This is a genomic window from Sphingobacterium sp. HMA12 (genome assembly GCF_002933815.1).
Classification (GTDB): Bacteria; Bacteroidota; Bacteroidia; order Sphingobacteriales; family Sphingobacteriaceae; genus Sphingobacterium.
In genome coordinates this window covers 11,762-32,215 of sequence record NZ_BEYR01000004.1, presented here as the reverse complement: position 1 = coordinate 32,215, position 20,454 = coordinate 11,762, and the positions used below count along the sequence as shown (strand labels likewise).

The 20,454-nt window shown below is 42.0% G+C and carries 12 protein-coding genes; 8 read left to right on the top strand and 4 right to left on the bottom strand.

From position 1 onward, the window contains the following. The first annotated feature begins 18 nt into the window (after positions 1-18). Positions 19-471, top strand: coding sequence for a PepSY-like domain-containing protein (locus tag HMAT_RS19255; protein WP_104384501.1), 453 nt, complete (start codon positions 19-21; stop codon positions 469-471). A gap of 83 nt (positions 472-554) precedes the next feature. On the opposite strand, the gene HMAT_RS19250 is transcribed toward HMAT_RS19255, so the two are convergent. From HMAT_RS19250 to HMAT_RS19240, 3 genes are all read right to left on the bottom strand, one after another. Further along, positions 555-1,574 carry a DUF4625 domain-containing protein gene (locus HMAT_RS19250; protein WP_104384830.1) on the bottom strand — a complete coding sequence of 340 codons (1,020 nt, stop codon included), beginning with the start codon at positions 1,572-1,574 and terminating at the stop codon, positions 555-557. A gap of 68 nt (positions 1,575-1,642) precedes the next feature. Next, complete coding sequence (locus HMAT_RS19245; RefSeq protein ID WP_104384829.1) at positions 1,643-2,119, bottom strand: DUF4625 domain-containing protein; 477 nt, start codon at positions 2,117-2,119, stop codon at positions 1,643-1,645. 29 nt (positions 2,120-2,148) lie between these two features. Further along, on the bottom strand, positions 2,149-4,335 hold the full coding sequence (locus tag HMAT_RS19240; RefSeq protein ID WP_104384500.1) for a TonB-dependent receptor: 2,187 nt from the start codon (positions 4,333-4,335) through the stop codon (positions 2,149-2,151). Positions 4,336-4,596: 261 nt separating this feature from the next. Here HMAT_RS19240 and HMAT_RS19235 point away from each other — a divergent pair, with 261 nt between their 5' ends. Next, complete coding sequence (locus tag HMAT_RS19235) at positions 4,597-5,070, top strand: hypothetical protein (protein WP_104384499.1); 474 nt, start codon at positions 4,597-4,599, stop codon at positions 5,068-5,070. Positions 5,071-5,154: 84 nt separating this feature from the next. On the opposite strand, the gene HMAT_RS19230 is transcribed toward HMAT_RS19235, so the two are convergent. Continuing rightward, entirely contained in the window at positions 5,155-7,581 is a 2,427-nt protein-coding gene (locus HMAT_RS19230; protein ID WP_104384498.1) for a TonB-dependent receptor, read from the bottom strand. Positions 7,582-7,891: 310 nt separating this feature from the next. Here HMAT_RS19230 and HMAT_RS19225 point away from each other — a divergent pair, with 310 nt between their 5' ends. From HMAT_RS19225 to HMAT_RS19200, 6 genes are all read left to right on the top strand, one after another. After that, the gene (locus HMAT_RS19225; protein ID WP_104384497.1) at positions 7,892-8,626 is read left to right on the top strand and encodes a hypothetical protein; all 735 of its coding nucleotides are present in this window, start codon (positions 7,892-7,894) and stop codon (positions 8,624-8,626) included. A 35-nt stretch (positions 8,627-8,661) separates the two neighbouring features. Beyond that, a complete protein-coding gene (gene lepB / locus HMAT_RS19220; RefSeq protein WP_104384496.1) occupies positions 8,662-10,236 on the top strand; it encodes a signal peptidase I in 1,575 nt (524 codons plus the stop codon). Positions 10,237-10,637: 401 nt separating this feature from the next. After that, entirely contained in the window at positions 10,638-13,715 is a 3,078-nt protein-coding gene (locus HMAT_RS19215; RefSeq protein WP_104384495.1) for a SusC/RagA family TonB-linked outer membrane protein, read from the top strand. Between the two features lie 13 nt (positions 13,716-13,728). Further along, a complete protein-coding gene (locus HMAT_RS19210) occupies positions 13,729-15,609 on the top strand; it encodes a RagB/SusD family nutrient uptake outer membrane protein (RefSeq protein WP_104384828.1) in 1,881 nt (626 codons plus the stop codon). A gap of 151 nt (positions 15,610-15,760) precedes the next feature. Next, positions 15,761-17,692 carry a 7TM diverse intracellular signaling domain-containing protein gene (locus tag HMAT_RS19205; RefSeq protein WP_104384494.1) on the top strand — a complete coding sequence of 644 codons (1,932 nt, stop codon included), beginning with the start codon at positions 15,761-15,763 and terminating at the stop codon, positions 17,690-17,692. Between the two features lie 18 nt (positions 17,693-17,710). Continuing rightward, a complete protein-coding gene (locus HMAT_RS19200) occupies positions 17,711-20,452 on the top strand; it encodes a glycoside hydrolase family 2 TIM barrel-domain containing protein (RefSeq protein ID WP_104384493.1) in 2,742 nt (913 codons plus the stop codon). The last annotated feature ends 2 nt before the right edge of the window (positions 20,453-20,454 follow it).

Sequence of the window (20,454 nt, the reverse complement as noted above, 5' to 3'; positions counted from 1 at the left end):
AACATTAAAGAAAGTAAAATGATGAAATGTAAAATAATACTAAGTGCATGTATTCTTGCACTTACAACGATTGGAGCTTTTGCGCAGGATATCCCCCAAAGTCAGGTACCTGCTGTCGTGGTGAATAGTTTCCAGCAAAAATTCCCGAAAGCCAAAGGGGTAGACTGGGAATTGAAAGCGGGACTTTATGAAGCCGAATTTGAAACCGGTTTGTTCGGAACAGACCACGAAGTTTGGATTCAAAGCAACGGTAAAATTGTGCGCCATAAGGAAGAACTTGCAAAAAATGATTTGCCAAAAGTGGTAATCGCCAATGTGAAAAAGGAATTTCCGGGCTATCGCATCGAAGATGTGAAAAAGATTACGGCGGAGCAACAGGTTACTTATGCATTCGAAGTAAAAAATGGAACAAACGAATGGAAACTTGTGGTCGATTCCAAAGGGAATGTGTTAGGAAAAGTGAGAGATTAGACCCTGCCGGACGTAAAAAATACAAAACACCTTGTTAGCAAGTTTAACAAGGTGTTTTGTATTAATAGAGTCGCCTCCTTAAATTAATCTTCGCCCTCTTCGGCGTGCATCTCGAAGGATAACTGGATGATATCCTCGCCGGGATATTTCGCCACATAGTCGGCGCGGTTCCAATCCCCACGAGTAATCGTCGCTTTCGTCGCTGTGTCCTTAAATTTTCGTAGAACGAAGGCAACATCTTTTTCCCCGGCATTATCTTTTCCGGCTGTAAAATAGCTCGTGATACCAGTCGTTTCAACGGCACCTGTTACGGCCGAACCATCCCCATAAGATGTCTCTTTTGTCTGAAATACTGCACCGCTTGAGGTCGTGCTATTGGAATTCAAAACAAAAGCACCACCGGTTAAGAAGGCTTTATAAAGACTTGCTGTTGTTTTATCTTTAATATATTGCCCCTGAATTTCCTGTCCTGCGGCATCAAATTGTTTGAAGTCAATTTTATAAACACCTGCTGGCTTGATATGCGCGTGACCATCTCCTAACGCCTTGCCACTGTTGTCAAAGTTTACTGAAATAGGTTCTACGCCAGACTTATCAACGATATCGTGGAAGTGATCGCCATGGGCATGGGCATCGACTTCGGTAAAGACCAATTTAAAAGCAACTTTGGCATCTGCCGCCTGTATCGTCAACGGCGACTCTACGGTAGTCGTATTTCCGGCTTTGTCACTTACGGTAAAGTGAAAATGATATTGACCGGCGGGAGCTTCAGATGGAATGTCGATGTGCTCATGAAAAGTTGCATTCTTTTTACCGGCATATTTTTCGTCGGTAAAAACTTTGGCTAATTTGAAGTTACCTCCGCCTTCCTGATGGATTTCGATAACAATCTTGTCGATGAGTGCCTCAGCCACAATTTCACCTTCTAAGTGGAGATCTGAGCCTGCTTTTACTGTTTTATTATTGTCGGATCCGATTTCCATGGTGCCGATCTCGGGTTTCGTTGAGACAGGAATATCGGCATCGTCTTTCTTACAGGAAGACAGGAAGCCAAAGAAAAGTGCTGTAAACAGTAATAAAAAGTTAATGTTTCTAGTTTTCATCTGCATTGGATTTAAAATTTATGATATAAAATAATTGAAGTATAGTTGTGTGTTAAGGGAGCATAACATTATTCAACGATACGTACGCTGATTCCGCGTTGTATGCTCCAGCCGGATTGATCCGTCACTTGAATCATAAAATGGTAATTTCCGGGATCGATGTCTGCAGGGACATCAATCTGAAGCTGGGCATCATACTGTTGTGGTTGTCCGGGTATAGTGACGGACTTGACAAGAACAAATGGTTTGACCGGTTTTTTGACGGGCTCTAGTGTACATTCCTCTACCTCGGTACTGTGGGAATGATGGTCAAAATTGTGATGAATGTCAATGCTATAACTGCCCAAAGCGACATTGTCGGATAGTTTTGCATGGAAGGTAAAACTGGATCCCCTTGTGATCTGGCTGCACTGCTTTGGAAAAGCCGTTGATGCGCTGAGATCGATGGTTGGTTTTTCGGTGTCAATATTTTCGGTATCCTTTTTACAAGCGATGGTGGCGCATAGCAAGAAGGCCATAAGCGTGTATTGTTTCAGTCTCTGCATTTCTGTGTTCTTTTTTATCATGATTTTAGTCAATTTTGTTGTGCTGGGCTGTCCTTCCCGAATGGTATACCAATCGATAGGACGATATTTCGTCCCTGTTCTGGGAGTGATATCAGACGGTAAAAACTGGTGTGATCCATATATTTGTTATCAAACATATTCTGGACTTGTAAGCGCAATAGCAGCGCTGACTTGCCCCATGTCAACTCTGTTCCCGCTCTGAAATTGAAGACTTGGTAACCTGCTGTTTTTTCTTCTGGTGGGACAATATGGTCTTGCTTAGCGGTCCATTTGCAATCCAAAGAGAGGTAAGGCGCCTTGAAATACGTGCTGCTTTTGGGAAACCAACTGAGGTCGGCCAAAAGTGAAGGAGCAGGTGAGAAAGGCAAGGTATAGCCTTTTTTGCTGCCGGATAATTGTTCGGATCGAACATATTCGCCCAATAATTCTACTTTCCAGTGAGTTAAGGGGCGATATTCCATTTTTAGTTCGGCACCATAGCGACGTACCTTGCTTTCGGCATACTCAAATATTTGATTGCCCGCTCCGTAATACTGATCATAACCCGATGTAGGATTGAGGTAGATATAATTCGCGAAATAATTGAAAAAGGGTGTGAAAGCAATGGAAATATTCCTCGAACGCCGCGCCAGGGCGAAATCGACTTGGTAAGATTGCTCGGGTGAAAGGGATGCATTACCTTTTTCATAACTGAAATAATGATAATTTACCCCGTTGGCGGCAAGTTCCTGTGCAATAGGTACCCGAAAACTTTTACCAACATTCAGTTTGGTTTCCCATGGACCGATTTGTCGCGTTGCCCCTAACGACCAAACCAAACTATTGAAGCTACGACGAAGTTCATCCGCTCTGACGATATAAGCCGACTGTCTGTCTTCCAATGTAGACGCAAACCAGTCCTGATAGGGCGAGGTATGTATGTGGCTATAGTCATAACGTAAAGCAGCATAGAGTATCGTTTGATCGTCGATCGGATATTGATCATGGATAAATGCACCCACTGCCTGCTGTTTGTACGATGGGATAAGGAAACTCCAACCAGCTATTTTATTATGCTGATATTCCGCATTGCCGCCAAGGGTGAGCTGGTGAGTACCTAGGTTGAATTGGTCTTTTAGTGCTATATTAACAATTTCTTTGTCATAGCGTCGTTCGAGATGAATGGGAATGTTCATATCCTGAGGATAGACTGGTGGCATATACCCGTGTGCGGTATAGTGGTTGAACTCCTGACGATAATTTCTTTGGTAGCCAAGATCCACCCAGATCTTATGCCTGCCCTGTGTGATATAATTTCGATTGATGAGTTTAAAATGATTAACCTGCTGGCTTGGGTAGAGAATGTCCCGATCGGATTGGTCATACAAGGCCGTATTCACTCCACGTGGCTCCAAACCGTGCGCATTGGCAAAAAAACCTATTCTAGTGTGGTAGTTGCTTAAATAGAAAATGGACGAAAATTGACCAGAGTTATAACCGCCCCTGAGCTGAAAGTTGGTCTCCCGTCCGGCCGTATTGCGTACCTGACGATCTTTTAATCGGACGGCATAATTGTACACATACACTGTGTCAGTAGGTACACGATAGTCGGCGTAATCCAGATGTGTAACACCGCCACCGAAGACCCAATTGCTTTTTCGGCCCTGAAGTTGCAACGATCCACCATAAGTTGCGTTGTTAGACTTGGTTAATAAATTGACAACACCTTTCAAGCCATTCTCTTGTAGTTCAGCAGGTGGTGATAGTCGGATGACACCACCAATAGCATCCGACCCATACATAAATGAGCCGGCTCCTTTAATGATTTCGGCAGTGCCGATACTGTATTGATCAATTTCCAGTCCATGGTCCAAACCCCATTGCTGCCCTTCGTGCTTAATCCCATTTTCTACGGTGGCCACCCGATTAAAGCCTAGACCCCGAATTTGTGGTTTGGATTGACTGGCACCTATACCTATCGCATTGACGCCGGGTAGCCGGCTTAGGGTCTGCATTAAACTGCCTGCCTGATATTTCTGTATGGAATCGCTGGTTAAAACATCTACAGACATCGCTCCCTCCGCAGAATGTTTATAACGTTTTCCCTCAACATGTACCTCCCGCAGTCCAATGGTCTTTGCTGCTTTTTCTTGTGCAAAAGTGGAATGTAGAATACTATAGGTGAATAATAGAGTGAAAATCGTACGCTTGTTCATCAATTGAGCTGTTTGTAAACCGTGTATTGCAATTAAGTTGCAACAAATATAGGTAAAAAGATTTTAAAAGCAACAGTGTTGCGTAATATGAATAGAAAAAGAAATCCCTGAAATCAGCGATAAAAAGAATGCTATAGCTCAACTATCTTTGAGTAAGTTGATTAACGGATTGCTATGGCAGTTTATTCGAGGTCAATTCAGAATGGATAGGATGGAACGTTTATAAATAACAGAACAAATAAACTATAAAATATATCAACGATGGTAAAACAATTTATGACTGGCATCTTGACCGTAGCGGTGCTGACCATGTCAAGTTGTGGTTCAGGAACAAAGGATCCCGCAACTTATAACAATTCAATTATAACGGTTATCAATGGAAGTGAAAAGCATATCACCGATATGAATGCAGCCATGAATGCCTCTGATTATGCAAAGGCAGAACAGGTCCGTTCGGATTGGGAGAAATCCTTGAACGAAGATATCAAGAAAGTGGAGGATCTTGGTGATTTCAAAGGTGACGCCAATTTTCAGAAGGCGGTACTCGATGGTCTCAACGGTTATAAAAAGATCGTTACCGAAGATTATCCAAAGCTGATCGAGTTGCGCAAAAACAAAACGCCTGATGCAACTGCCGAATCAGCACTGCTGGATAATATTAATAAGGCCTTTGAAAATATGAGCAATGGTGTGAACAAAGCATCTACCGAATTTGAAGGGAAATATAAGGGCTAGAAAGTTGAAAACATTTCTGCAAGCGCGAGAAAATAAAATCAGATAAAGTGCTGTCCAAGAATAAATTGGACAGCACTTTCGTTTTTAAAAATCAATACTGTAATTGACTGTAAATGTGCGTCCCCTTCCCTGATAGTAGAACATCTCCGGAACATTGTAACTAGCATAAAGAAGTTGAGCTCTTTGACTCCAGATCGACTGATATTTGGTATTTAGGAGGTTTTGAACACCAGCATTAAATCGGCCATATTTGGTTGTATAAGTCACAAACCAATCTACAGCATTGTATCCTTTCAACTTTTTATGGTCCGCATCTTTCAGATCGAGTATCTGCAGCATCTGTAATCTTGTGGACCATTCCCGATAAGAATAACCTGCATACACGTTTATTTTATTTGAACTGGCATAATTAATATCTTGTTTCAACCATTCGCCATTAATTTTGTTCTTGGAGCTAATAACTAATGTGTTGGCTCCAAGTAAGATGCTTTTAATTTTGTAATCGATCTGCGCCTCGATACCGATATTACGGATTGGGTTATCTTTCACTAAAATCTGATAGGTACTGCGGTCACTTTCTACAGATTTGTTGGATTGACTGACAAATCCGGATAATTGAACCTTTAGATCTCCCTGATTAAGACGGTACCCCAGCTCAAACTGATTTGTCTTTACCCCCTGTAACTTTGCTTCTGCAATATTGACACTTGACTGCAATGCATAGTGGGCTGCGGTAGCATCATATTTGTAGGTGCCATAACCAAAATATTTCGCGGGATCGGCTAGTGCAACTCCCTCTGAGTAACTTAGCCAAGTCTGTTGTTGTGCATTGATTTTATACAGTGCACTGGCATTGACTGTAGTCATTCCATAATTACTCTTTCCTCCGGGAATCTGGTCAGCGGTCTTTCCCATACCAAAAGCAAGTAAAGCTTGCTGGGTATTGCCGATGAAGTCTGCGACATCAATAGCTGAATTCTGATAACGGATGCCAGCAGACAATTTCAATGGATCAATAACCTGGTATTCTGCCTGAATATATCCCGCCAGCGATCTCGATTTGATCGTCGGATAGCGGCCGACAGCATAAATCTGTTCGTTGACTAAACCTCCCGATGCTAAGGCCTTTGGAATATCATAGATAGATTGTGTCGCCTTAAATTTTTCGAAATCTAAGTCTGCACCATAGGATAAACTTAGATGATCAAATTCTTTACTCAACAACAGCTTCATACCTGTATAATCGGTATTTTGACGAGATGAAGAGGTGTATATCGTCTTTCCCTGATGGAGGGTAATATTGTTCGGAAATGGGTAGAAATCAATTTTCTCTGCCCGGCTCGCAACTTGGAGATAGAGATCCTGTCCACCGAGAATATTGTTTCCGGTATAATTCAGCGTTCCCATCCACCGTTTTGTGCCTGGGTCGACGGAGGACTTGAAGCCGTCCCTCATTTCCAATAGATGTCCATTGCCCGGGGTGAATGCTTTGATACTGTCGCCAAGGAATAAACTACGATCACCATTGAACTTTGAGTCATAATATTGACCAAAAATGGAAATCTTATGTTGTGGATTAATTCGATAATTCAACGTTCCCTGAAGATCCATCGACCTATTGTATTGTAGATCGGTTTGGGAGATATCCGTAAATATTTGTTTATTATCCGCACCATAGGTCGCGCCGTTCTGTTGGTAAGCGAAAGCAAGTCTACCATCTATTTTTTCTCCTTTTGCCTGGACGGATTGTGCAATACGCCAATCAGCATCTCCGCTATGACGAAGACCTGATCGTACTCCGGCTTCAGTCGAAGCCCCCCAGCCATTCTTTGAAGCTTTTTTGGTGATAATATTGATAATACCGCCTGTTGCATTCCCGCCATAGATGGAGTTTGCTCCGGACAGGACTTCTATTCGTTCGATATTGAATGGATCTATTGCATCTAATTGGCGGCTTATTCCACGTAAACTATTTAAACTTACACCATCAATCATGACGAGCATACTACGTCCACGCATATTCTGTCCATAATTGGTCCGTCCTTGCGGCCCCACGTCCATGCCGGGAATCAATAACCCGAGCATCTCTTTAATCGGAACTCCGCTTTTGGCCTGTTGTTGTATCTGTTCTGAATTTACCAACCAAACTGTACCTGCAACGTCTGAAATACTGGTTGGCCTGCGATTGGCGACAACAACAACTTCATCAAGTTGATGACCCTCATTGATTTGAAAATCTAATTGCTTGAATTCATCACTTTGTATCGAAAATACGGTCAATTCGGATGATCTGCCAAGGTAACTTGCCTTTCCTTGATAGGTACCGGGCTTGATGAAAATGCTGTAAAATCCGTTTTCATCACTTTTAGTTTTATTTTCGTTCGCAAAAGTAATCGTGGCACCTGTTATAGGCTTGCCTTCCCCGTTTTTTATATATCCCTGAATTTTTTGAGCGTAACCCAAAGATAGCGTACCTAGCCCCAGTAAAGGTAGTAGAAGTCTTTTTTTCATAAGAGCTGTAAAGATAATTCTTGTCTGGGGACAAAAATAGTTTATAATAAATCTAAATAAAAGATTTTTTTAAAAAAGATATTCTGCCAGATGCCCGAGCTTTTGTATCTAGTCAATATCTTCGTTAGGGTCATTGTGACAAAAGCGGTATGACCATGCATTTTGAATCGATGATATAAGCATCGTGCCGATAGCCTAAAGAAGGAGTTTTATCCGCTTGTGGAATGCATTTACTTAAGAAAGGTTAAAGCACAAAGAATTGCGTTTGAATCATGTATTTTTATGTAGATTTACATCTAAATAGTAGTTTATGAGACAGGTATTAGACATTCGTATTGTTTTTTTATTGTTTTTTATTTTTCCTTCAGCCATAGTACATGCACAGATGAAGGAAAAAGATATGGATTATTTAGTATTGATGAATGCGGATACCCTATATGGTAAGATTTCATCTGTAAAGGACAATAAACTTAAATTTGAAAATCAACAAAAGGAAAAGGTAGCATTTACTCCTGATCAGGTTTATCGTGCGTACTGGCAGTCCAAAAAGAAAGTATATGCGCCATCCTATGTAGAAAAAGGATTGGAAGTGGTCCCCGGAACAAGCCCAAAAATGTATCGCATACAGAAGGGAACAGATCAGGGGCCAACTTTTGCAGAAGTGCTCGCCGATGGTGAAATAATGGCTTATTATGTTTCAGAACTAAAATTTGGTGGCGGTGCCGCAGTAAATGTTGGTGGCGGTGGTGCCGGAATGATGCCAACTATAATGGTTAATAAGAATAAATATGCATATGCACTGAAAAAGGGGACTGGCGAGGTCGCTGAAATCAATAGCAACAACAATGGCCTATTTAGCAATGCTAAAAAGAAAAGACAGATTACCTTCACGCAGTTAATCAATGATGAGCCAGCGTTACTTGCTGAATTTGAAAAAGAGCAAAAGTATAATTATGATGTATTTATTAAATACATTATGCGATATAATGAGCTACAGCAGGCAAAAGAATCTCCTTCGGACCAATCCAGACTGTTTATTTATTAACATTCATCCATTTACATTTCGAAAAAAAACAACATATGGCGCTTATTATTTTTATTGTACTGACCATCATTGCTGCTTATGGTTTTTGGCTTTTGTTTGAGAAGGCGGGGCGTCGTGGCTGGGAGGGTATTGTACCTGTTTATAGCCAATGGATTCAAGGCCAGATAACCAATCGACCTGTCTGGTACATTGTACTGTTGATCATTCCGATCGTGAATGTCTTTGTCTTTTATAATTTATACCTGGATTTCATCCATTGTTTTGGTAAGAGAAGGTTTTGGGAAAATTGTGCTGCGGTGCTGGTCCCTTTTATCGTATTACCATTATGGGGCAGAGATAAAAATGTCCAATTTCTAAATGGACTTTATGCTAAAAAACTGAAAGCTGCTGCTGAGGGCACACCGCTGACAAAAGATGATAAACTGGGGTTGTTGCATGAGTCCTACAATGAATTTAAAATCAAATACCCCTATAAGAAATCTATGGTTCGCGAGTGGGCGGATGCCATTGTTTTTGCGACGGTTGCCGCAACGCTGATCCGCGGTTTCTTGCTGGAAGCTTTTATGATCCCTTCAGGTTCAATGCAACAATCGCTTTTGATCGGCGATTATTTATTCGTTAGTAAATTGAATTATGGCCCCCGTATTCCCAATACGCCGATTGCTTTTCCTTTTGCACATCACACCATGCCTTTATTTGGTGGTAAAGCGTTCTCTGAACTGATCGAACTTCCTTATAAACGGTTGCCCGGTTTTCAGGAAATCAAACGTAATGATGTCATTGTTTTTAATGCGCCAGCCGGAGATACTGTCGCGATAGAGAATCAGGATCAACCTTATTACGATCTGGTTCGTTCCATGGGGTACGAAGCCGTCCATCAACAGTTTACTATTCAAACACGTCCAGTGGACAAGCGGGAGCATTTGATCAAACGCTGTGTCGGAATGCCGGGTGATAAAATCAGTATGCGCGATGCTGTACTCTATGTAAACGATCGACCCGGTTTCGTTGCTCCAGAAAGTCAGATGGATTATACCGTGATGACTGATGAGACAGGCCTGGATGAACAGCGAATGCGGGATATGGGGATCGAAATCGCACAGATTCAGCCCGGAATTTATACGGTCTTTCTAACACCTGAGCAGGTGAACATGGTGAAATCTTGGTCCAATGTTAAATCCATGCAGATGAACCTGCGCAAAGCAGGGGAACCGGAAGCGAATACATTCCCGAATGATCCACAGTACAAATGGAATTACGATAATTTTGGACCTTTTGTGATACCAAAAAAAGGAATGAAGGTTGCTTTGAATGCGCAAACACTACCCCTTTATGAACGAGCGATCCGAGTCTATGAAAATAACCGCCTGGAAAAGAAGGCGGATGGTTTATACCTGAATGGCAACAAAGTGGATTCCTATACGTTCAAAATGGATTACTATTGGATGATGGGGGACAACAGGCATAATTCATTGGACGCAAGGGATTGGGGCTTTGTGCCCGAGGATCATATTGTGGGTAAAGCGCTATTTACCTGGATGAGCTGGAACACAAACGGAAATGGATTTTCTAAAATACGGTGGAACCGGATTTTTAAGGGTATTCATTAAATAGACGAAAATAAAGTGTGTAGAAACGGGGATGGTCGTGCAAGACCATCCCCGTTTTTATTTTTAATATTACTTTTTCAAGCTCAGGTAATCTATTCCCATAAAGCTTTCTCGCTTTGTTAGTACGATCCATCCCAGGACAACTCGGTAACTATTTGTAAAAATATTTCTTGTTTTTATACCGTATTAGCATTGTATCAGATTTCCCATTATATGTTTTGTAGGTCAGTGAGTTAGGATTCGTGATACTTGGTATTTAAGTGTATTGGGTTTTGCTGTAAACATCTAATTTACAGTGTATTACATTTTATTTTTGTTGTTTTTTTAATCTGATCGAACTAATTTAGCAACCATAAATAAACCAATTAACAATTATTTCAACGCTAAATTTCCAAAAAATTATGGCCAAAAAATTAACGCTCTTGATTTCAAGTGTACTTGCCTGTACCTATATGGCAAATGCACAAAATCGGACGGTCAGTGGTACGGTGGTAGATAGCCAAGGGAAACCGATACCGCATGTCTCCGTCAAGCTTAAAAATCGCTCAGGTGGAACAACGACAGATGATCAGGGTAGATTCTCTATTCCTGTTTATCCCCAATCAACACTCGTATTATCCAGTGTCGGATTCCTCAATAAAGAACAGGAAGTCAACGAGCAGTCTTCGCTGAGTATTACCTTGGAATCTGGCAATACCGAATTGACCGAAGTTGTTGTTATCGGTTATGGAACGGCATCCCGAAAGGATGTTACAGGTTCTATCGCTAGTGTGAAAGCTGAGCAGCTGGAAAATGAGAACCCACAGAGTGTAGCGGATCTACTGAAAGGGAATATTGCAGGTCTGAGTGTATCGCAAAATACCTCGGCAAAGGGTGGTGGCGATCTACTCGTTCGTGGTAAAACAACGCTGAGTGCCTCGACCTCGCCGTTAATTGTCCTGGATGGGATCATTTACAATGGACAGCTCTCGGATATCAATCCAAATGACATACAAACCATAGATGTACTCAAAGATGCGAGTTCACTGGCTGTATATGGAGCCAAAGCTGCGACAGGGGTAGTCGCTATTACAACCAAAAAGGGTACAAGTGACAAACCGATACTGACCGCCAATACAAACTGGGGGCTGGCCACGCTGGCACGCAATCAACGGGTATATAATGGGCCTGAGTTCCTAAAATGGCGTGCAGATGTGGGTCGGGCTGGAGGTAGTAGGCCTTCTTACTTTTATGACGACCCACGCAATCTTTCTGCTGGTGTAACTTTAGATCAATGGCTTTCGGGAGGAAATAAAGATTTGGATCCTGTGGACATCTGGTTGGATAGACTGGGATTGGTGGCAAATGAAAAAGCAAATTATGTAGCCGGTAAGACCGTGGATTGGTATGATGAAATTTTCAGAACAGGAATACGTCAGGACCACACCGTCAGTATGAGCGGAAGAAAGGAAGATGTCAACTATTATATGTCTTTAGGCTACAATAAAAATCAGAATCTGATCGAAGGCGGAGAGTTTAGCACCTTTCGGGCACGCTTAAACCTAGAGGGTAAAGTGACTAATTTTTTGCGCATGGGAGCCAATGTGCAGTATGCAGATCGTGACGAAGGTGCCATTGAAGCCGATTGGGCGCAATTGACCAGTCTATCACCTTATGGTGATAAATACAATGCGGATGGTACACTAAGACGGATTCCAACCGATGATAATGGATTGAATGCACGGAATCCTTTCCTGAATATGACATACAATGATCGGATGAATAAGCAAAATACACTCTTCGCGAGTTTATTCGCCAAAGTCAATCTCCCTTTTGGGATTACCTATCAGTTCAACTTTAGCCCCGGAATTGATATGTATCGTACCTTTAATCATAACTCTTCCGCCAACCCCAATGTGACTATCCCAGGTGGATCGGCAAGTCGGGATCAAGAGACTCGCTACAACTGGCAGATCGACAACCTCTTGAAATGGAATCGCAAATTTGCGCAGATCCATCATGTCGATGTAACGCTTTTGGCAAACTCCGAAAAATACCAGACTTGGTGGACACAGGCAGCTAATCAAGGTTTCGTGCCAAACGATTATCTGGGGTATCATAATCTCGCCAGCGGAACCCTGCCATCTGTCAATAGCGAGGATAAGGTGTATACTGGTGATGCACTTATGGCCCGGGTCAATTATAGCCTAATGGACCGCTACAATTTGACACTTTCTGTGCGGAGGGATGGCTACTCGGTTTTTGGGATGAATAGTAAACGTGCAACTTTCCCGGCGGTGGCCGCTGCCTGGACATTCACCGAAGAATCTTTTTTGAAGAATCTATCCTGGCTTAATTATGGTAAATTGAGACTCTCCTATGGTATCAATGGGAACCGTGACCTGCGCAATCCTGACAATGGAACGGTAGATCCCTATGCTGCGTTATCACAATTGACCATCAATAAGTATCAAACCGTAAAACCTGATGGTACGCCAGCCGAGGTCAATACTGTAGTCGTTAATTCTAGGTTGGGCAATCCCGACTTAAAATGGGAGCAGACAACCTCGCTCAATGCCGGATTGGACTTTTCAGTATTAAAAGACAGGCTAAGTGGTTCAATCGATGTGTATAGCAAAAAGACAAATGATCTTTTGGTTAAGCAGTCGCTTTCCAGTGTTTCGGGATACCAATTTGTTTATTCCAACTTGGCCGAAGTGAAAAATAAAGGCCTCGAAGTGAGTTTAACAAGTAGAAATTTGGTGGATGGTCCAGTAAAATGGAATTCCAATGTTATCCTTTCGCTCAATAGAAATAAAATAGTCCGTTTGGCAACCCCAAGTGATGATCGTGGAAATGGCTGGTTTATCGGTCAGGATATCGATGTTATCTGGGATTATAAGGTATCGGGTGTGTGGCAGGAAAATGAGATTGAAGAGGCTAAAAAGTACACGAAGGCAAGCATTCGGCCAGGTGACTTTAAACTGGAGGATCTAAATGGTGACTATGTGTACAACGATGAGGACAAACAGTTTATCGGTTATACCTCACCCCGTTTTACTTGGTCTGTCCGCAATGAATTCAATTTGTTTAAGAATATAGACTTCTCCTTCCAGTTGATTTCCAATTGGGGTCAGAAAAAACAATTTAACCAAGCAAAGAACAATCCGGGTAGTGTGGGCTTCATGCGCTCAACGTCCTACATTCAACCCTATTGGACGCCAGAAAATCCAATAAATGACTATGCGCGCTTGGGTAGCGGTGCTAATGGAACCAGTTTCAATGTCTATTGGAAAAATAGCTTTATTCGCCTGAACAATATATCGCTCGCCTATTCTCTGCCAAAGCAACTCGCAGAACGATTTAAAGTAAGGAACCTAAAAGTATATATGAATGTCAATAATGCTGCGGTATATGCGCCAGTGTGGAACTATTGGGATCCGCAGAATGATGGCCCTACCCCGAGGTATTACACACTTGGATTGAATGTATCACTTTAATTTTTACGATATCATGAAGAAGATAAATATTAAAATAACGGCCGTAATTGCATCCATGGTACTGATGACCACCCATGGATGTAAAAAGAGTTTTTTGGATTCAAACCAGTTATCCCAGTATTCTCCCGATAATTTGGATAATGTTGATGCACTCAAAGGTGTACTCAATGCACTGGGAAAAGCCTCAAGAGGGGAGTTTTTCGGTGATTCGGCCCCATTATTAACAGAATCACTGTTTTCAGACGTTGCAGTAGACGGGACAACGGACAAAGCGACTCCGGCGCAGAATCTTGTATCCCTGATTACGCCGGATGCCAACCTCAATAGTGATGACTTTAATAAAATAGGCTGGTACTGGAGTAATTTTTTTGCTGCTGTCCGCTCGGCTAATACAGTGATAAGCAATATAGATCGACCAACTTACAGCTCAGAAGCGCAAAAAAATGAAATCCTTGGATCGGCATATTTCTATCGGGCTTATTTCTATTATCGTCTAGTGCATGAGTTTGGAGATGTACCGCTGCAGTTGAAAGACCTTACAGCACCGAAATATGATTTCTATTCGACCAAAAGAGAAGTAATTTTGAAAAAGATGAAAGAAGATTTAGAGTTTGCGCAGCTGTGGGTTAAAGACGAAGTCAATAGAGGGGAAGTGACAAATGGAGCCGTCAATCACCTGTTGGCAAAAATACATCTGGCATTGGGGGATTTTGATGGTGCTATTGTAGCCGCCAGCAAAGTGATTGATGGGGGGAAATATGCCCTGATGAAAAACCGCTTTGGGAGTACGGCGGCAGATCAGTCCAAGAATGTAGTATGGGATCTCCATCGCATGGATAACAAAGCGATTCCTGCCAATAAGGAAGCTTTATTTTTGGTGATTGATCGTCAGACTTTGCAGGGAAGAACCGACCTTGGCTCTCAGTTGATGCGCAACACTGTACCTGCCTGGCACTTTGCAAACCTAAAAATACCCCAAGGTGGCTTACAGGCTATTGTGGATGCTGTAAATGCTGAAATTCCCCTGACACGCATGTATGGGCGGGGAATAGGGCGGTACCGCGGAACGTATTACAGCACCAAAGAAATATGGACAGATCAGACAGATTATCGTCATGCCAAAGGGATGTGGATGGATATGACAGATCTTGTCTATAATAATCCGGATATTAAAAAATCCGCAGACGCTGAAATTAGAAAGCTTTATGGTCAGCCGATTCAACAATTTACTTCGGATAATATAAATAGGGTATTTACGAATGGTTCATTGGATACCATTCGTCACTGGTTTGGATGGCCTCATTATAAGGTTTTTATCAATTCAACAAACCAATATGCCGAGGATCCTTACTGGAGTCCACCACGCGGCACCAATACGGACTGGTATGTATTCCGCTTAGCGGAGACCTATCTACTACGGGCCGAGGCTTATATCTGGAAAGGACAACAGGCACAGGCCATGGCCGATATCAATGCCGTTCGCGGGCGCGCGAATGCAGAACTGCTGCAAAATTCCGCCCGGATCAATATCGGTACAGTACTGGATGAAAGAGCAAGGGAACTGTTTTGGGAAGAACCACGAAAAACGGAGTTGACACGGATTGCCTATATTTTTGCGCAGACTGGTATTGCTGCTTATAACGGTAAGACCTATAGTATGGCTAATTTCGCACAGAACAATTTCTTCTACGATCGCATTATTGAAAAAAATTCATTTTATCGCAATAAGGTTCCTACTGTTCAAGGTGTTCATTATGAGATTGCCCCGTACCATGTACTATGGCCGGTGCCAGCATCAGCACAACGCTTCAATACAAATGGTATGATTAATCAGAATCAGGGCTACGCGGGAGCAGAAAATAATGTGCCGGCGTTAGATAAAATTGTTGAATAAGTATATAACATTGAGATGATAATCTCGAATCACATGCTTTAGGATAATTTTGTTATTTTGATCATCTAGAATGATTCCGGATAGGGGCAGCCGCTGGTCGCTGATACCTATCCGGCTATAAATAACCAAAAGAAAAAGGGGAAGGCGAGTTATGTGCACCAAAAACAGGACGAAAATACGAACCGGTGTAATTGTACTATTCTTATTTAAGATAGGATGGTTATTTGGGCAAAATCCTATTACGATATATCCCAATACAGCCGAACACATCTTTAAGACAGCCGAAGTATTCTATATGGAAGACAGCACCAATAGGCTGTCATTTGAGGAAATTAAATCGGCGGGGCGATCACAACAGTTCGTTCCTAACGAACGGTATTACCCCAAAAACTTTAATCGGTCTTCGACCTATTGGTTTAGAGTGAAGATCCATTTTAGACAACAGTTATCTGGAGAACGGGTCATTGAGTTATTTGATCAGACTGCGGATCTCGTGGAAGCATTTATTCCAAATGGAAAGGGTGGTTTTGTGCACGATCAAACCGGGGCCTCCATTCATTTTGGGAACCGGCATTTTATGCACAAGAACTTTGAGTTTTTGATTCCTGCATTGGAAAAAGGAACCTACGAAGCTTACTTTAAGGTACGCTCAAGACAGATGGTCAATGTGATTTTGGTCTATCGTACCATGGAGCGATTTGTGCAGTACACCTTGACCGAGTATTTTACTTTTGGTCTGTTCTACGGAATGATTATCCTCTTTAGTTTCAATAATCTACTGATGTATTTTGCCGTAAGGGGGCGCCAATACCTCTATTATGTGTTATATATATTGTGCGTCGGCCTTTATGAGATGTCTTCGGATGGGATCGCATTTCAATACCTATGGCCTGAGAACCCGTGGTTCAATCAATATGCAACCGCGGTTTTTGTGTGTTGTGTCAGTGTCTTTGCGCTGTTGTTTACGAAGTCTCTGCTACATGTCAAACAAAAGGAACCTAGACTTAATAAGCTGTTGAATGCGGTAATTATCTTAAGGATACTATTTTTTGTGTATTGCCTATGCTTCAATCAAAATTGGTTTATCTACAAATTTGTAGAAATTGTTCCACTATCGGTCGCTTTTTTTTCAGGAATATGGCTATGGAGAAAAAAATACCGTCCCGCTCGTTATTTCGTCCTTGCTTATGCCTTCCTCTTCTTGGGATTTGTACTGAAAGTAATTTATGTACTGGGTTATGCACGCTTTCTACCCAGCTCAATTGGTCATTACAGTATTACATTTGGTTTTGTTATGGAGATGACTTTCTTGTCATTTGCCATCCGCGATAAAGTCCGTCTATTGAAAAATAAAAAAGAGCGTGCACAAAAAAGAGTCATAGAGCAAATGCAGATCAATGAGAAACTCCATGAAATGCATAACAGGGATTTGGAAAAGAAAGTGAAGGAGCGAACATTGGAAGTCATGCAAAAATCGGAAGAACTGGTGGAAAAATCGGAGATCATTACAGGGCAAAACCGCGAGCTGAAGGAAATGAATAACCTCTTAATGGCTCAGTCGGAAGAAATACGCCGCATGAATCAATTGTTGGCCAAGGATAATAAAAATCTGCAAACCAATATTGAACGGATTACGGACGATCGCGTGCTTTCCAAGGAAATGAACTTTGAAGAATTCGGGGCAAAATACCCGGATAAAGAAACCTGTTATCGGATACTGGCGGAATTGAAATGGAAAAAAGAATATTGCTGCAGGAAATGTGGTTACGATAATTATTGCGCCGGTAAAACGCCCTATAGCCGTCGATGTACCAAATGTACCTATGAAGAGTCTGTGTTGAACAATACGATTTTCGAAAATGTACGCATACCGATCAACAAGGCTTTTTACCTCGTTTACCTGGTGCATTTTCATCAGGGTGAGATTTCTTCCTATAAGCTTTCCCAAAAATTGGGGATCAGACAAAGTACCTGTTGGAATTATGCGAGCAAAGTGAAAAGTATACTTACAACGAACAGTAAAAAACATAAAAAAAATGAAAAATCAGGTTGGACAAAACTGGTGTTAAATGTATTGGATTGACCAACATAAATAGAATACATGAAGATTATATTTAAACAAATTATTACTTTATTTTATATAGGGTGTATACTTTTCTCTTGGAATGCCAATGCCCAGACACTCCAAGATGGTAGAGGTTCGATTGATTTCTCGTCGAACTGGCAATTTAAGAAAGATACAGCCTCCCAGGGACGTTCCCCTCGACAAATGCAAAAATGGGAAACTGTCAACCTTCCACATTGTTGGAATATCCTTGACGTTATGGATGATATTCCGGGTTATTATCGCGATGGCGCCGAATATCAAAATACCCTAAACTGGAAGACCGAATGGGAGCATAAAAGGATTTTACTTCACGTTGGGGCGGCCAATCAGGAATCTATCATATTTGTCAATGGCAAGCAGGTGAAAAAGCATGTTGGTGGTTATACTGCTTTCAATGTCGACATTACCGACTATCTCAATCGGCGTGCAAATGAAAAAAATAATATAGTCCTTAAGGTTAACAACCGCTACAATCAGGATATTGCGCCATTAAGTGGAGATTTTACTTTTTTTGGGGGTGTTTATAGGAAGGTGTTTTTGCTGTTATTGGATCAGATTCATTTTACAGATCCAATCTACGGAAGTAGTGGTTTGCGCGTTAGTGCAAAGGTAGATGCAAATGGAAAAGGCACGATCAATCTTCATGGAGATCTCCAAAATTCTTGCTCATCCGAACAGGATGTATTAGTAGAAAGTATACTTGTAGATGCCACAGGGGCAGTGATAAAAAAAATGCGTCAAAAGGAAAAATTAAATCCGAATGCACAGAGCAATTTCCGCATGAACATCACAGGCATTCAGCCCCCAAGTCTATGGTCACCTGAATCGCCCTATCTCTATCGCCTATCGACGAGTATTTACGATTGTAGCGGTAAGCTGCTGGACCGACTGGACAACCCTATTGGTTTTCGCTGGTTTTCATTTGATCCTCAAAAAGGATTCTTTCTAAATGGGCATCCACTGAAATTGATCGGGGCAAGCAGACACCAGGATTTTGAAGGAATGGGCATTGCAGTCCCGGATACGATACAAGTACAAGACCTTGTTAAATTAAAAGCAATGGGGGGTAATTTTTTACGTGTTGCACATTATCCTCAGGATCCCGCCATATTGAAAGCCTGCGACAGTTTAGGTCTTTTGGCATCCGTAGAAATTCCGCTCGTCAATGAAATTACGGAAAGTGCTGCTTTTGCTGAACATAGTTTCCAGATGCAAAGAGAAATGATCCGGCAATATTTTAATCATCCAAGCATTATCGTCTGGGGCTATATGAACGAGATTTTTCTTCGCCCCCATTTTCCAAAAGATAAAGAGCGGCAAGAGACCTATTTCAAATCTGTTGTAGCACTGGCACAGGAATTGGAAACACTTACGCGTGCCGAAGATTCAACGCGCTATACCATGATCGCCAACCATGGTAATTTTGATCTCTACCATCGGACGGGCCTGACCAAAGTTCCGATGCTTGTCGGCTGGAATCTCTATCCGGGATGGTATGGTGGCAAGATTGCTGATTTTGGGAAGCAATTGGAGCATATCCACCAACAACTCCCCAATAAACCACTATTGGTGACCGAATATGGTGCTGACGCAGATGATAGGATATATACCGATAGACCGATTCGCTTTGATAAGAGTGTGGAATATGCATTGATGTACCATCAGGGTTATCTCAACGAAATTTTGCGCAAACCGTTTGTTTCTGGTGGCGCTGCGTGGAATCTTTCAGATTTTAACTCGGAGACACGGGAAGAAAGTATGCCACATATCAATACCAAAGGCTTATTGACGTGGGGTAGAAAGCCAAAAAACACCTATTTTTTATATCAGGCATATTTAAATAAGGAGCCCTTTGTAAAAATCGGGTTAACTAATGGTAACAAATGGAGCGCGAGGTCTGATTCGAGCACATCCATGGTTGGTTCAGGATGGTTAAAGATACCTATATTTAGTAATGCCGATTCGGTTAAGTTGCTGTTGGATGGTATCGTTATGGGCGTGAAAGTTCCTGTAGACCGGGTAATGATGTGGCCTGTAAATTTAAGCCGAGGTGTGCATGAGGTAGAGGCGGAGGCCTTTCATGCGGGCAAAATCACTGGCACGGACAAGATGGTTCTCGACTGTGAAGTTATGCCTTATGACCTAAGAAAAGACGGGGGATGGCAGCAGCTATTGATCAATGTTGGAGATAACCGTCAGTATACGGACACCAAAGGCAATAGGTGGTTTCCGGACCAGCCTTATCGAGCGGGGAGCTGGGGATATCATGGCGGTAAACAGTATCGCTTAAAAAATACTGGGCGAGAAAACCTCGGGAGTGATACCAATATTCGCGGTACTTGGGACGATCCGCTTTTCCAGACGCAACTGCAGGGATTGGAGTATTATCGGTTTGACCTGCCCAAAGGTGATTATGAAATCGAATTGACTTTTGCCGAATTACAAGGATCAAATCACAAAGAACAACTTGTTTACGATCTCGAACAACGCGAGAGAGAACAGGAACAGATAGCTATCGACCGCATTTTCGACATTCAAATTGATGGGCGAACAGCGGTTAGTTCCCTTAATGTACTGGATGAAGTCGGAGCATTTAGGGTATTGCGTCAAAAATATCTGGTGCAAGTGATAGACAAAAACAATCTGACGATTTCATTTATTCCTAAAAAAGGAGAAACAATACTAAATGCAATTCGACTTAAAAGAGTCGAAAATACCCCATCTATAAAAAAATAGAC